Origin of the sequence: Streptococcus gingivalis (assembly GCF_035544715.1) — a bacterium.
Classification (GTDB): domain Bacteria; phylum Bacillota; class Bacilli; order Lactobacillales; family Streptococcaceae; genus Streptococcus; species Streptococcus gingivalis.
Genome location: NZ_JAYKTO010000002.1, coordinates 299,798 through 312,490 on the forward strand (window position 1 = coordinate 299,798; position 12,693 = coordinate 312,490).

Here is a 12,693-nt window from a genome sequence, read left to right on the forward strand (position 1 = left end):
AATAATTCGCAAAAGAGGTTCGAGATGAAACTTTTGGTTGTTGGATCTGGCGGTCGTGAGCATGCGATTGCTAAGAAATTGTTGGAGTCTACAGACGTTGAGCAGGTTTTTGTGGCTCCTGGTAATGACGGGATGCGATTAGATGGTCTAGATTTGATCAATATCGGAATATCCGAACATTCTAAGCTGATTGACTTCGCAAAAGTCAACGATATTGCTTGGACCTTTATCGGTCCAGATGATGCCCTTGCGGCTGGTATCGTGGATGATTTCAATGCGGCTGGACTCAAAGCCTTTGGTCCGACCAAGGCTGCGGCTGAGCTTGAGTGGTCTAAGGATTTTGCAAAGGAAATCATGGTCAAATACGACGTTCCGACAGCAGCCTATGGGACTTTTTCAGATTTCGAAGAAGCCAAGGCCTACATCGAGGAAAAAGGTGCTCCAATCGTCGTCAAGGCAGACGGCTTAGCTCTTGGGAAAGGTGTCGTCGTTGCGGAGACGGTTGAGCAAGCCGTCGAAGCCGCTCACGAGATGCTTTTGGACAATAAATTTGGGGACTCTGGTGCGCGTGTGATCATCGAGGAATTCCTTGACGGGGAAGAGTTCTCTCTCTTTGCCTTTGTCAATGGGGACAAGTTCTACATCATGCCAACAGCTCAGGACCACAAACGTGCCTACGATGGTGACAAGGGTCCTAACACTGGTGGAATGGGTGCCTATGCGCCAGTTCCTCACTTGCCACAGAGCGTGGTTGACACAGCGGTTGACACCATTGTCAAGCCAGTTCTTGAAGGCATGATCAAAGAAGGGCGTCCGTACCTAGGTGTCCTTTACGTGGGGCTAATCTTGACAGCTGATGGACCGAAAGTCATCGAGTTCAACGCTCGTTTTGGAGATCCTGAAACGCAAATCATCTTGCCTCGTTTGACATCTGACTTTGCGCAAAATATCACTGACATTTTGGATGGCAAAGAGCCAGCCATCACTTGGACGGACAAGGGTGTGACATTGGGCGTGGTTGTAGCCTCAAACGGCTACCCACTCGCTTATGAGAAGGGTGTCAAACTTCCAGCCAAGACAGATGGGGACATCATCACTTACTATGCTGGTGCCAAATTCGCTGAAAATAGCCAAGACCTCCTCTCAAACGGCGGACGTGTCTACATGCTGGTCACAACCGCAGACACCGTCAAAGATGGTCAAAACATCATCTATAACCAACTCAACAAACAAAACACAGAAGGCCTCTTCTACCGAAACGATATTGGTAGTAAGGCTAACAAATAAAACTCTTTGAAAACCTTCGATTGCCTGTGTTAAAGCTCCTTGCTGAACGTTAGTTCTATCTTCGTCGCTTTGCCTTGTCACTCTGTGGTTTTCTTCGAGTTTTCAAATATCATTGCTATTTTAGGCGACGAAGTCGCCAAACCCGATAATGGTCGCCGTGGTGAAAAGACCAGAACAGTGAATGTTCTGGTCGGGGGAAACTTTGAGACCTTAGGCTCAAAGTTTAGGAATGAAACCGAAGGTTTGCTTCCGTCCCCACCACCTAAGACCATTATCAAAAAAGAAAAGGATATTATTAACTATGAAACCAGTAATTTCCATCATCATGGGCTCAAAATCTGACTGGGCAACCATGCAAAAAGCCGCTGAAGTCCTCGATAACTTTGGTGTCGCTTACGAAAAGAAAGTTGTTTCCGCACACCGCACACCAGATCTCATGTTCAAACATGCCGAAGAAGCACGTAGCCGTGGCATCAAGGTCATCATCGCGGGTGCGGGTGGTGCAGCTCACTTGCCAGGGATGGTCGCAGCTAAAACGACCCTTCCGGTTATCGGGGTACCCGTCAAATCACGTGCCCTTAGCGGTGTGGATTCGCTCTATTCCATCGTTCAGATGCCAGGTGGTGTGCCAGTCGCAACCATGGCGATTGGTGAAGCTGGAGCGACTAACGCAGCCCTCTTTGCCCTTCGTCTTCTTTCAGTAGAGGACCAGGCTATTGCGACAGCGTTAGCGGATTTCGCAGAAGAACAAGGAAAAATTGCAGAGGAGTCTACAAATGAGCTCAACTAAAACCATTGGGATCATCGGTGGTGGCCAGCTCGGTCAGATGATGGCGATCTCAGCTATCTACATGGGACACAAGGTTATCGCCTTGGATCCAGCAGCTGATTGCCCGGCCTCTCGTGTGGCGGAAATCATCGTGGCCCCTTACGACGACGTAGATGCTCTTCGTCAGTTGGCGGATCGCTGTGATGTTCTCACTTATGAATTTGAAAATGTGGATGCTGACGGTTTGGATGCTGTTATCAAAGATGGTCAGCTTCCTCAAGGGACAGACCTACTCCGCATCTCTCAAAATCGAATCTTTGAGAAGGACTTTCTTTCTAACAAGGCCCAAGTCACTGTAGCACCATACAAGGTCGTGACCTCAAGCCAGGATTTGGCAGATATCGACCTGTCGAAAAACTATGTCCTCAAGACGGCGACCGGTGGTTATGATGGCCATGGTCAAAAGGTTATTCGTTCAGAAGCAGATTTGGAAGAAGCCTATGCGTTAGCTGATTCAGCAGACTGCGTTTTAGAAGAGTTTGTCAACTTCGACCTTGAAATTTCTGTCATCGTATCTGGAAATGGCAAGGATGTGACAGTCTTCCCCGTTCAGGAAAATATCCACCGTAACAACATTCTTTCAAAAACCATTGTGCCTGCTCGCATTTCAGAAAGTCTAGCTGAAAAAGCCAAAGCCATGGCAGTACGAATTGCAGAACAGCTTAACTTGTCTGGAACTCTCTGCGTGGAAATGTTTGCAACCGCTGATGACATCATTGTCAACGAAATTGCTCCACGTCCACACAACTCAGGCCATTACTCGATTGAAGCTTGTGACTTCTCCCAATTCGACACCCATATCTTGGGTGTTCTCGGAGCACCACTTCCAGCAATCCAGCTTCATGCGCCTGCTGTTATGCTCAATGTTCTCGGCCAACACGTCGAGGCTGCTGAAACATATGTGACAGAAAATCCAAGCGCTCACCTCCACTTATATGGTAAACTAGAAGCAAAGCACAACCGCAAAATGGGACATGTGACTTTGTTTAGTGATGTGCCAGATGAGGTTGAGGAGTTTGGGAAAGGGATTGATTTTTAAGTGAGAATAGCGATTCTAGGACTTGGAGTCATCGGGACCACTTATGCCTACGCCTTTCAAAAAGCAGGCCATCAAGTGGAACACGTGCTGAGAGATAGTAAGAAAAGCACAGCTCCGAAGGAGTTGTCGGTTGATCTGCTAGATGGTCGCTATCATTCCAAGGGTGAGAACAAGCATGATACCTATGAGGTTCATGTGGCGGAAGCTGATTCGGAATATGATTTTATTTTTCTGAGTGTGCGTCATGGGTGTGTCAAAGAAGCTGTGGAGACCTTGCGAAAAAATAATATCAAAGGTACCCTTGTTTTCTTCTGCAATTTCTGGGATACTCGAAAAGAGGTCCAAGAGTGGGCAGGGGATTACGACTATATTCTGGCCTTTCCGACAGCTGGAGGTCACATGCAGGAGGACCATTTGGATGGTGTCTTGTTTGACCATTTAATGCTAGAAGCTGAGCAAAAAGCACACATTTCTAACTATTCTGATTTGACGACTTTACTGACTTCTGCAGATTTGAAGTGGGAAGTGCCTCATGATATGGTCGAGTGGATTTGGATTCACATGGCGATTAACGCAGGTGTTACTTCGACAGCCGCACGTTCGGGAAATCTGGAAAATCCAGAAGAATTGGCTTTGAACTTGATGAATAGTTCTTCGGAATTATCATTAGCCATCAAGGCCATTCGAGAGGCTTTGAAAGTTGTAGAAGCGCGTGGCGTGAATTTGAAGCTTTATAAAGCCGAGCTCTTGCCATACAAAATCCCTGCTTGGATAGCCGGAAAAGCCATGAAAATCATGTTTGCGAAAAATGAGCTGACTCGAAAAATTATGACCTTACACAATGATAAACAGGATATCTTCTATTGTTGTCAAAGTGTCTATCAGACTGGTCAGGAGTTAGGTGTGAAGATGCCTATTCTGGAAGCAAATATGAAGGGCATTTCGATTTAGGAGGTTTTATGATTCAACTCATCGTCAACGCATTTGTTGAAAAAGATAAGACTGGAGCAGTCGTCGAAGTCTTGTATGCTAGTAGTGATCATGAAAAAGTGAAAGCTAAGTATGAAGAGCTAGTTACACAATATCCTGAAAACTATTTAGCCATCTATGATCTACCGTTAGATACGGATTTGAATACACTGGATCATTATCCATCAGTGTGGATTGGGAAAGAAGAATTTGAATAAAACGACTGTTGGTTGCTAACTGATGTGAAACATCAAAAGAAAGGAAAATAATAATATGATCGAACGTTACTCTCGCCCAGAAATGGCGAACATTTGGACTGAAGAAAATAAATACCGTGCTTGGCTTGAGGTGGAAATCTTGGCTGACGAAGCCTGGGCTGAGTTGGGGGAAATCCCTAAGGAAGATGTGGCTTTGATTCGCGAAAAAGCGGACTTTGACATCGACCGTATTCTTGAAATCGAGCAGCAAACGCGTCACGATGTGGTGGCCTTCACACGTGCGGTTTCTGAAACGCTTGGTGAAGAACGTAAGTGGGTTCACTATGGTTTGACTTCTACTGACGTGGTAGATACGGCCTATGGTTACCTATACAAACAAGCCAACGACATCATCCGCAAGGACCTTGAAAACTTCCTCAACATCATCGCTGACAAAGCGAAAGAACACAAGTTCACTATCATGATGGGTCGTACCCACGGTGTGCACGCTGAGCCGACAACATTTGGTTTGAAATTGGCGACTTGGTACAGCGAAATGAAGCGCAACATCGAGCGTTTCGAGCATGCGGCTGCTGGCGTGGAAGCTGGTAAGATTTCTGGTGCGGTTGGGAACTTTGCCAACATCCCACCATTCGTTGAAAAATACGTCTGCGATAAATTGGGTATCCGTGCTCAAGAAATCTCTACACAGGTCCTTCCTCGTGACCTTCATGCTGAGTACTTTGCAGTTCTTGCGAGCATCGCAACTTCTATCGAGCGGATGGCAACTGAAATCCGTGGTCTTCAAAAATCTGAACAACGTGAAGTGGAAGAATTCTTTGCCAAAGGTCAAAAAGGATCTTCAGCAATGCCTCACAAGCGCAACCCGATCGGTTCTGAAAACATGACCGGTCTTGCGCGTGTGATCCGTGGTCACATGGTCACAGCTTACGAAAATGTGTCACTCTGGCATGAGCGTGATATCTCTCACTCATCAGCTGAGCGTATCATCGCACCAGACACAACCATCTTGATTGACTACATGCTCAACCGTTTTGGAAACATCGTTAAGAACTTGACAGTCTTCCCAGAAAACATGATCCGCAACATGAACTCTACATTTGGTTTGATCTTCAGCCAACGTGCCATGTTGACTTTGATTGAAAAAGGCATGACACGTGAGCAAGCTTACGACCTTGTTCAACCGAAGACTGCTCAATCATGGGATAACCAAGTAGACTTCAAACCACTTCTTGAAGCAGATCCAGAAGTGACTTCTCGTCTCACTCAAGAAGAAATCGACGAAATCTTCAACCCAAGCTACTACACCAAACGGGTGGATGAAATTTTTGAACGCATCGGTTTGGGTGACTAATCGCAACGAAAAAGGGAATTTGAAAAATAGACGAAAGAGGCTGGGCAAAAACTGTCCAGCCTTTGATGTTTGATAAGAATAACTGCAAGACGCAGTGGTTGATTGCTCAAAGCACTGCTTTGAGGTGGTGGATAGGAGTTGTGAAGCAAGTATCCTAAGTCTTTGTTCGCTTATGAAGCTCCAAAGATGACCTATGGTGACGGAAGCAATGTTTCCTTGATCTGCAGCCTTCAACAGTCTCCCAGACTGTTGAAGCTATGAGGGGGTGGGAAGATCGAAAAGGTTCGGGGAACCTTTTCGATCTTTTTTAATTCTTCAGAGTTCTTTCCCACTCCCTTTTTAAACTTTTTATAGCTAAACTATCACTAATTATATATATTTTTAAAGAGGTCTTTAGAAATCGTTTTCAACATGCTATACTGGAGTTATAAAAAAGACCGAGATGTCTCAGTCTTTTTGGTTCTTAGTGATCGCGGTCACAGGAGATGAACTTGATCTTGTAGTAGTCACCGCGTTTATAGGTTTCCGTGTATTCAAGGATTTGGCCAGTCGCTTCTAGCTTGGTCGTCTTCACTTGTTTGACCGTTGGGAAATTTTCGTCGATCTTCAATACTTTAGCAACCTTGCTTGGTGTAGGAAAGACGATTTCGTTGACTTCTTCGAAGTGTTCGTCATTCATATGAATGTGGTAGTCTTCTTTGAAGCGATCATAGATAGAGCTGTAGTATTCCAAATTTGGATAGTTTGGATTGATGTATTGTTCAGGAACATAGGTTTGGTGGAAGATATAGGTATCATCCCCTGTCTGGCGAGTCCGTTCGATCTTATAGTAGAATTGCGTTGGGTTGAGGCCTAGTTTGTCTAGGATGCTTAAGGTATTTCCACGTTTAATAGAGAGAACTTTGACTTTGGCCTTTTGGATTGGGAAGGTTTCAACATCTGAAAATTCAACCAGTTTGTGTTTTCGAGCACGAGAAACAAAGGTTCCTTTTCCTTGCTGGCGGACAATGTAACCATCAGCAGCGAGGTCGTTCAAAGCACGGACAACGGTGATAGAGCTGACATCATAAATTTTAATGAGTTCAGCTTCAGTATAAAATTTATCTCCATTTTCAAATTTTCCGGAGATAATTTGCTGCTTCAATTCATCTTTGATGTGTTGGTACTTTGGAATTGCCATAGTGCTACCTCTCTTTAGATTTCTCTTATTTAACCCTATTTTAACATATTTTTTATAAAAGTGTTGACATTTTTTAAATAATTTATTATATTAATAAATGAAAAGGGTTACATATAAGAAAGGGGGGCGTTTATGGGAGTTTTTGAGATTCGCGATGCTTTCTATTTAAAAGGTCAACCCTTCAAGATTTTGTCCGGAGCGATCCATTATTTCCGAATTGACCCAGCAGACTGGTATCATTCCTTGTATAATCTAAAGGCTTTGGGGTTTAACACGGTTGAGACCTATGTCCCTTGGAATGCGCATGAACCCCGCAAAGGGCAGTTTGACTTTAGTGGTCGATTGGATCTAGAGCGTTTCATTCAAACCGCCCAATCCCTTGGACTTTACATGATTGTAAGGCCGTCGCCCTTTATCTGTGCAGAGTGGGAATTTGGTGGATTACCAGCCTGGCTCTTGGAAGAAGACCTGCGAATTCGCTCATCAGACCCAGCCTTTATCGAAGCAGTGGATCGTTATTATGATCGCTTGCTTGGGTTGTTAACACCCTACCAAGTGGATCAAGGTGGTCCAATCCTCATGATGCAGGTGGAAAATGAGTACGGCTCTTATGGAGAAGATAAGGATTATCTGCGTGCCATTCGGGATTTGATGAAGGAAAAAGGCGTGACCTGTCCTCTCTTTACATCGGATGGGCCATGGCGAGCAACGCTAAGAACAGGAACCCTGATTGAAGAAGACCTCTTTGTGACGGGAAACTTCGGTTCCAAAGCAGCCTATAACTTTGGTCAGATGAAAGAATTCTTTGACGAATACGGCAAGAAATGGCCCTTGATGTGTATGGAATTCTGGGATGGCTGGTTTACCCGCTGGAAGGAACCCGTGATTCGAAGGGACCCAGAGGAGTTGGCAGAAGCTGTACATGAGGTCTTGGAGCTCGGCTCCATCAATCTCTATATGTTTCATGGCGGAACCAATTTCGGCTTCATGAATGGTTGCTCAGCTCGGGGTACGCTTGATTTGCCACAGGTGACATCCTATGACTATGGGGCTTTGCTCAATGAGCAGGGCAATCCGACGGAGAAGTATTATGCTATTCAAAAAATGATGGCGACCTATTATCCGGAATACCCACAGCAAGAACCACTCATCAAAGAGTGTTTGCCAGAGCAGACTTTACATTTGGCAACCAAGACTAGTCTTTTTGGGAATCTGGACAATTTGGCTCAAGTCAAAACCAGTCTCTATCCGGAAAAGATGGAAGGGTTAGGGCAAACCACAGGTTATCTGCTATATGAGACAGACCTTGAGTTGGATGCGGAAGAAGAAAAACTGCGCATCATTGATGGCCGGGATCGGGTACAGATTTACCTGGATGATCAACATGTAGCAACGCAATACCAAACAGAGATCGGTGAAGATCTTTTTATCAAAGGAAAAAAGAAAGCGGTTACGAATTTAAAAATCTTGCTTGAGAATATGGGACGTGTCAACTACGGCCACAAGCTCTTAGCTGATAGCCAGCACAAGGGCATTCGCACAGGTGTCTGTGTGGATTTGCATTTCCACCTTCATTGGAAGCAGTACCCACTGGATTTACAAGATCTCAGTCAGCTCGATTTTTCAAAGGAATGGCAGACAGGTGCTCCAGCCTTTTACCGATATGATTTTCAGCTGGACCACACCCTTGACACTTATCTGGATATGACAGGATTTGGGAAAGGGGTCGTCTTTGTCAACGGCCATAACCTTGGTCGCTTCTGGGAGGTCGGACCGACCACTTCACTTTACGTGCCTCATGGCTTCCTCAAAGAAGGAGCCAATAGCCTGATCGTCTTTGAGACAGAAGGGCGGTACCAAGAGACACTTCAACTTGTTCAACAACCTACATTCAAAGAAGTAAAGGGGGAAAACTTATGACTATTGTAGGATGCCGTATCGATGGACGTTTGATCCACGGGCAGGTAGCCAATCTTTGGACTACCAAACTAAATGTTTCACGTATCATGGTGATCGATGATGAAGTCGCTCAAAATGATATTGAAAAAAGTGGCTTGAAACTAGCGACACCACCTGGTGTTAAGCTCAGTATCTTGCCAGTCGCAAAGGCTGCGGAAAATATCTTGGCTGGAAAATATGATAGCCAACGACTCTTTATCGTAGCTCGCAAACCTGATCGTTTCCTTCGTTTGATCGAAGCAGGTGTTCAGCTTGAAACGCTGAATGTCGGCAATATGTCTCAATCTGATGAGACACGTGCGATTACCCGCTCGATCAATGTGGTGGACGCGGACGTGGAAGACTTCAACAAGATCCACGAAAAAGGTGTAAAGATTACGTCTCAGATGGTGCCAAACGACACTGCAGAAGACTTTATGAAGTTATTAAAGTAAAAGAAAATTTTTAGGAGGAAATTGTCATGATACAATGGTGGCAAATTTTACTACTTACTTTGTACTCAGCTTATCAAATCTGTGATGAGTTGACGATTGTTTCATCAGCAGGCTCACCAGTCTTTGCTGGTTTCATTACAGGACTTGTTATGGGGGATTTAGGAACAGGTCTCTTTATCGGAGCGTCTCTCCAATTGACAGTGCTCGGTGTAGGTACTTTCGGTGGAGCTTCTCGTATTGACGCCACTTCTGGTGCCGTTCTTGCAACTGCCTTTTCAGTAGCGCAAGGTATTAAACCAGAAATTGCGATTTCAACTATTGCCGTTCCCGTAGCTGCTCTCTTGACCTATGCAGATATCCTTGGCCGTATGAGTACTACTGCCTTTGCACACCGTATTGATGCGGCGATCGAACGCTTTGATTATAAAGGAATTGAACGCAACTACCTTCTTGGTGCTGTTCCTTGGGCTCTCTCTCGTGCTCTTCCAGTCTTCTTGGCTCTTGCCTTTGGTGGTGCTTTTGTCCAATCTGTTGTTGACTTTGTTGCAAAATATCAATGGTTCGCAAACGGCTTGACTCTTGCAGGACGTATGCTTCCTGGTCTTGGATTTGCGATCTTGCTTCACTACTTGCCTGTGAAACGTCACCTTCACTATCTTGCCCTTGGTTTTGGCTTGACAGCGATGTTGACAGTGCTTTACAGCAATGTTCAAAGTGTTGGTGCTGCAATTTCTGCTATGCTTGGAACAGATGCGTTTGCAAAACTTCCAAAAGAACAAATGGTTGCCTTCACAAACAACTTCAAATCTGTATCTATGATCGGGGTTGCCATCATCGGTATCTTCCTTGCAGTGCAACACTTTAAAAACAGCCAACGTACAGTTGTAGCTGCTCCAGCAAGCAATGTAGAAAGCGGGGAAATTGAAGATGACGAATTCTAATAACTACAAACTCACTAAAGAGGATTTTAAACAAATCAACAAACGTAGCCTCTTCACCTTCCAATTAGGTTGGAACTACGAACGGATGCAGGCTTCTGGTTACCTTTACATGCTTCTTCCACAATTGCGGAAAATGTATGGAGATGGCACACCTGAATTGAAAGAAATGATGAAATTGCATACGCAATTCTTCAATACTTCTCCATTCTTCCACACCATTATCACTGGTTTTGATTTGGCTTTGGAAGAAAAAGATGGTGTCAACTCTAAAGATGCGGTTAACGGGATCAAGACAGGTCTCATGGGACCATTTGCCCCTCTTGGAGACTCTATCTTTGGATCTTTGGTTCCAGCTATTATGGGATCTATTGCAGCAACCATCGCGTCACAAGGTCAACCATGGGGTATCTTCCTTTGGATTGCTGTGGCAGTTGCTTATGATATCTTCCGTTGGAAACAGTTGGAATTCGCTTATAAAGAAGGTACCAACTTAATCAACAACATGCAAAGTACCTTGACAGCTTTGATCGAAGCAGCTTCTGTACTTGGTATCTTCATGGTCGGTGCCTTGATTGCAACGATGATCAATGTGGATGTAACCTGGATGCCACACATCGGGGACAAAGCCATCGATATCCAAGACATGCTCAATTTGATCTTCCCACGCTTGGTTCCAGCTATTATCACAGGTGTGATTTACTGGTTGCTTGGACGTAAAGGAATGAACTCAACTAAAGCTATCTTGTTGATTATCGTCGCAGCGATTGCCTTCTCTGCCTTTGGTCATTTCTGCTTCGGCATGCAGTAATGGAGTAGGGTATGGCAAAAGAGTTAGTACTGGTCAGCCATGGTCGCTTTTGTGAAGAGCTCAAAGCGAGCACAGAGATGATTATGGGGCCACAAGAATCCATCCATACGGTTGCACTCTTACCAGAAGAAGGGCCAGAAGACTTTACCGCTAAATTTGAAGCAACCGTCCAAGGTCTAGAAGACTATATTGTATTTGCCGATCTCTTGGGAGGAACTCCTTGCAACACCGTGAGCCGCTTGATCCTTGAAGGACGTGCGATTGACTTATACGCAGGGATGAATCTTCCGATGGTCATCGAGTTCATCAATAGTAGCCTGACTGGTAATGAAGGGGACTACCCTGAACGTGCAAAAGAAAGTATTGTCAAGGTCAATGACCTCTTGTCAAACCTTGATGATGATGAAGATGAGTAGGTTGGTATGGGAGTCTGGGAGCATCATCTCAGGCTCCTTTCCCATTTATCAACGTTAGATTGTAGAAAGGAACAACAGTTTCTATGTTAGACTATACAAAAGAAGACTTGCAGGAGCTAGGAGCAGAGATCACCACTCGTGAGATCTACCAACAACCAAGTGTTTGGAAAGAAACGGCTCGCTTGTACCAAGAAAGAAAAGCGGAAATAAAAACTTTCTTAGAAAAAATTGGGCAAGAGCATGACTATATCAAGGTCATCTTGACAGGGGCAGGGACCTCAGCCTATGTGGGAGATACCTTGGTTCCTTACTTGCAGGAAGTGCATGATGAACGCCACTGGAATTTTCAATCCATTGCGACGACGGATATCGTAGCTCATCCTCAAACCTATTTGAAAAAAGAGGTTCCGACAGTTTTAGTATCCTTTGCCCGGAGTGGCAATTCGCCAGAAAGTGTCGCAACCGTGCAGTTGGCTCAAGATCTAGTCGATGAGCTCTATCAGATCACCATTACCTGTGCCGAAGAAGGAAAACTGGCCCAGCAAGCCCACGGGGATGAGCGCAATCTCTTGCTTCTCCAACCAAAAGAAACCAACGATGCTGGCTTTGCGATGACCTCTAGCTTTACCTCCATGCTTTTGACAGCTCTCTTGGTCTTTGATCCAAGCGAGGAAGAGATCAAGGAAAAACGAGTAGAAGAGCTGGTTGATCTGTCTGAGCAAATCTTGGAGAAGGACCGTGCGGTCAAGGAAGTGGTCGATCTAGACTTCGAGCGCGTCATCTATCTGGGGGCAGGACCTTTCTTTGGTCTAGCCCATGAAGCCCAGCTCAAGATTTTGGAATTAACAGCAGGCAAAATCGCAACCATGTATGAGAGTCCTGTCGGATTCCGTCACGGTCCGAAATCCCTCATCAATGACCAGACCCTCGTCTTGGTCTTTGGATCCATTGATCCTTATACCCGACAGTATGATCTGGACTTGGTTCGAGAAGTTGCAGGGGATCAGATTGCCCGTCAGGTCGTCCTCTTGACCGACCAAGCTGCTGGGATTGAGCATGTGCGGGAAGTTTTTGTAGCATCTTCAGCAGACTCCCTAGATATCTACCGTGCCTTCCCATACATTATCTATGGCCAATTGATTTCTCTTTTGACTTCGCTCAAGGTGCAAAATCGCCCAGACACACCTTCACCGACTGGTACCGTCAATCGGGTTGTTCAAGGGGTAATCATTCATCCATTTCATAAAGAATAGCCACTA

The 12,693-nt window shown here is 45.1% G+C and carries 14 protein-coding genes; 13 read left to right on the plus strand and 1 reads right to left on the minus strand.

The features are described from left to right. The first annotated feature begins 24 nt into the window (after positions 1–24). From purD to purB, 7 genes are read left to right on the plus strand one after another with little or no spacing between them, the layout of a single operon-like run. The gene (gene purD / locus SM122_RS07755; RefSeq protein ID WP_324737930.1) at positions 25–1,287 is read left to right on the plus strand and encodes a phosphoribosylamine--glycine ligase; all 1,263 of its coding nucleotides are present in this window, start codon (positions 25–27) and stop codon (positions 1,285–1,287) included. 39 nt (positions 1,288–1,326) lie between these two features. Then, positions 1,327–1,629, plus strand: coding sequence for a hypothetical protein (locus SM122_RS07760; RefSeq protein ID WP_080554440.1), 303 nt, complete (start codon positions 1,327–1,329; stop codon positions 1,627–1,629). Then, the gene (gene purE, locus SM122_RS07765; protein WP_003015335.1) at positions 1,589–2,077 is read left to right on the plus strand and encodes a 5-(carboxyamino)imidazole ribonucleotide mutase; all 489 of its coding nucleotides are present in this window, start codon (positions 1,589–1,591) and stop codon (positions 2,075–2,077) included. The genes SM122_RS07760 and purE overlap by 41 nt, the downstream gene beginning before the upstream one ends. Continuing rightward, a complete protein-coding gene (gene purK, locus SM122_RS07770) occupies positions 2,064–3,155 on the plus strand; it encodes a 5-(carboxyamino)imidazole ribonucleotide synthase (protein ID WP_324737931.1) in 1,092 nt (363 codons plus the stop codon). Before purE ends, purK begins: the two co-directional genes overlap by 14 nt. Further along, positions 3,156–4,106 (plus strand): ketopantoate reductase family protein, encoded by a 951-nt coding sequence (locus tag SM122_RS07775; RefSeq protein ID WP_324737932.1) that lies wholly within the window; start codon positions 3,156–3,158, stop codon positions 4,104–4,106. A gap of 8 nt (positions 4,107–4,114) precedes the next feature. Then, the gene (locus SM122_RS07780) at positions 4,115–4,342 is read left to right on the plus strand and encodes a phosphoribosylaminoimidazole carboxylase (RefSeq protein ID WP_324737933.1); all 228 of its coding nucleotides are present in this window, start codon (positions 4,115–4,117) and stop codon (positions 4,340–4,342) included. 55 nt (positions 4,343–4,397) lie between these two features. Continuing rightward, a complete protein-coding gene (gene purB / locus SM122_RS07785) occupies positions 4,398–5,696 on the plus strand; it encodes an adenylosuccinate lyase (RefSeq protein ID WP_031572837.1) in 1,299 nt (432 codons plus the stop codon). 463 nt (positions 5,697–6,159) lie between these two features. On the opposite strand, the gene SM122_RS07790 is transcribed toward purB, so the two are convergent. Beyond that, a complete protein-coding gene (locus SM122_RS07790) occupies positions 6,160–6,876 on the minus strand; it encodes a GntR family transcriptional regulator (RefSeq protein WP_049472675.1) in 717 nt (238 codons plus the stop codon). Between the two features lie 132 nt (positions 6,877–7,008). On the opposite strand from SM122_RS07790, the gene SM122_RS07795 reads away from it, so the two are divergent. The 6 genes from SM122_RS07795 to SM122_RS07820 all read left to right on the plus strand — a co-directional run bounded on the left by SM122_RS07795 (position 7,009) and on the right by SM122_RS07820 (position 12,687). Then, the gene (locus SM122_RS07795; protein ID WP_324737934.1) at positions 7,009–8,796 is read left to right on the plus strand and encodes a glycoside hydrolase family 35 protein; all 1,788 of its coding nucleotides are present in this window, start codon (positions 7,009–7,011) and stop codon (positions 8,794–8,796) included. Beyond that, positions 8,793–9,269, plus strand: coding sequence for a PTS system mannose/fructose/N-acetylgalactosamine-transporter subunit IIB (locus SM122_RS07800; RefSeq protein WP_003009322.1), 477 nt, complete (start codon positions 8,793–8,795; stop codon positions 9,267–9,269). Before SM122_RS07795 ends, SM122_RS07800 begins: the two co-directional genes overlap by 4 nt. A 26-nt stretch (positions 9,270–9,295) precedes the next feature. Further along, complete coding sequence (locus SM122_RS07805; RefSeq protein ID WP_003013827.1) at positions 9,296–10,210, plus strand: PTS mannose/fructose/sorbose/N-acetylgalactosamine transporter subunit IIC; 915 nt, start codon at positions 9,296–9,298, stop codon at positions 10,208–10,210. Further along, positions 10,197–11,018 (plus strand): PTS system mannose/fructose/sorbose family transporter subunit IID, encoded by an 822-nt coding sequence (locus tag SM122_RS07810; RefSeq protein WP_003002374.1) that lies wholly within the window; start codon positions 10,197–10,199, stop codon positions 11,016–11,018. Before SM122_RS07805 ends, SM122_RS07810 begins: the two co-directional genes overlap by 14 nt. An 11-nt stretch (positions 11,019–11,029) precedes the next feature. Further along, entirely contained in the window at positions 11,030–11,434 is a 405-nt protein-coding gene (locus tag SM122_RS07815) for a PTS sugar transporter subunit IIA (RefSeq protein WP_003002366.1), read from the plus strand. Between the two features lie 83 nt (positions 11,435–11,517). Beyond that, entirely contained in the window at positions 11,518–12,687 is a 1,170-nt protein-coding gene (locus tag SM122_RS07820; protein WP_324737935.1) for an SIS domain-containing protein, read from the plus strand. Positions 12,688–12,693 lie beyond the last annotated feature (6 nt).

What these genes read in the sequence shown, in the direction of transcription:
- SM122_RS07800 (WP_003009322.1), top strand. Translation starts at nt 8,793, where the DNA reads ATGACTATTGTAGGATGCCGTATCGATGGACGTTTGATCCACGGGCAG.
- SM122_RS07805 (WP_003013827.1), top strand. Translation starts at nt 9,296, where the DNA reads ATGATACAATGGTGGCAAATTTTACTACTTACTTTGTACTCAGCTTAT.
- purD (WP_324737930.1), top strand. Translation starts at nt 25, where the DNA reads ATGAAACTTTTGGTTGTTGGATCTGGCGGTCGTGAGCATGCGATTGCT.
- SM122_RS07820 (WP_324737935.1), top strand. Translation starts at nt 11,518, where the DNA reads ATGTTAGACTATACAAAAGAAGACTTGCAGGAGCTAGGAGCAGAGATC.
- SM122_RS07795 (WP_324737934.1), top strand. Translation starts at nt 7,009, where the DNA reads ATGGGAGTTTTTGAGATTCGCGATGCTTTCTATTTAAAAGGTCAACCC.
- purB (WP_031572837.1), top strand. Translation starts at nt 4,398, where the DNA reads ATGATCGAACGTTACTCTCGCCCAGAAATGGCGAACATTTGGACTGAA.
- SM122_RS07790 (WP_049472675.1), bottom strand. Translation starts at nt 6,876, where the DNA reads ATGGCAATTCCAAAGTACCAACACATCAAAGATGAATTGAAGCAGCAA.
- SM122_RS07815 (WP_003002366.1), top strand. Translation starts at nt 11,030, where the DNA reads ATGGCAAAAGAGTTAGTACTGGTCAGCCATGGTCGCTTTTGTGAAGAG.
- SM122_RS07780 (WP_324737933.1), top strand. Translation starts at nt 4,115, where the DNA reads ATGATTCAACTCATCGTCAACGCATTTGTTGAAAAAGATAAGACTGGA.
- purK (WP_324737931.1), top strand. Translation starts at nt 2,064, where the DNA reads ATGAGCTCAACTAAAACCATTGGGATCATCGGTGGTGGCCAGCTCGGT.
- purE (WP_003015335.1), top strand. Translation starts at nt 1,589, where the DNA reads ATGAAACCAGTAATTTCCATCATCATGGGCTCAAAATCTGACTGGGCA.
- SM122_RS07810 (WP_003002374.1), top strand. Translation starts at nt 10,197, where the DNA reads ATGACGAATTCTAATAACTACAAACTCACTAAAGAGGATTTTAAACAA.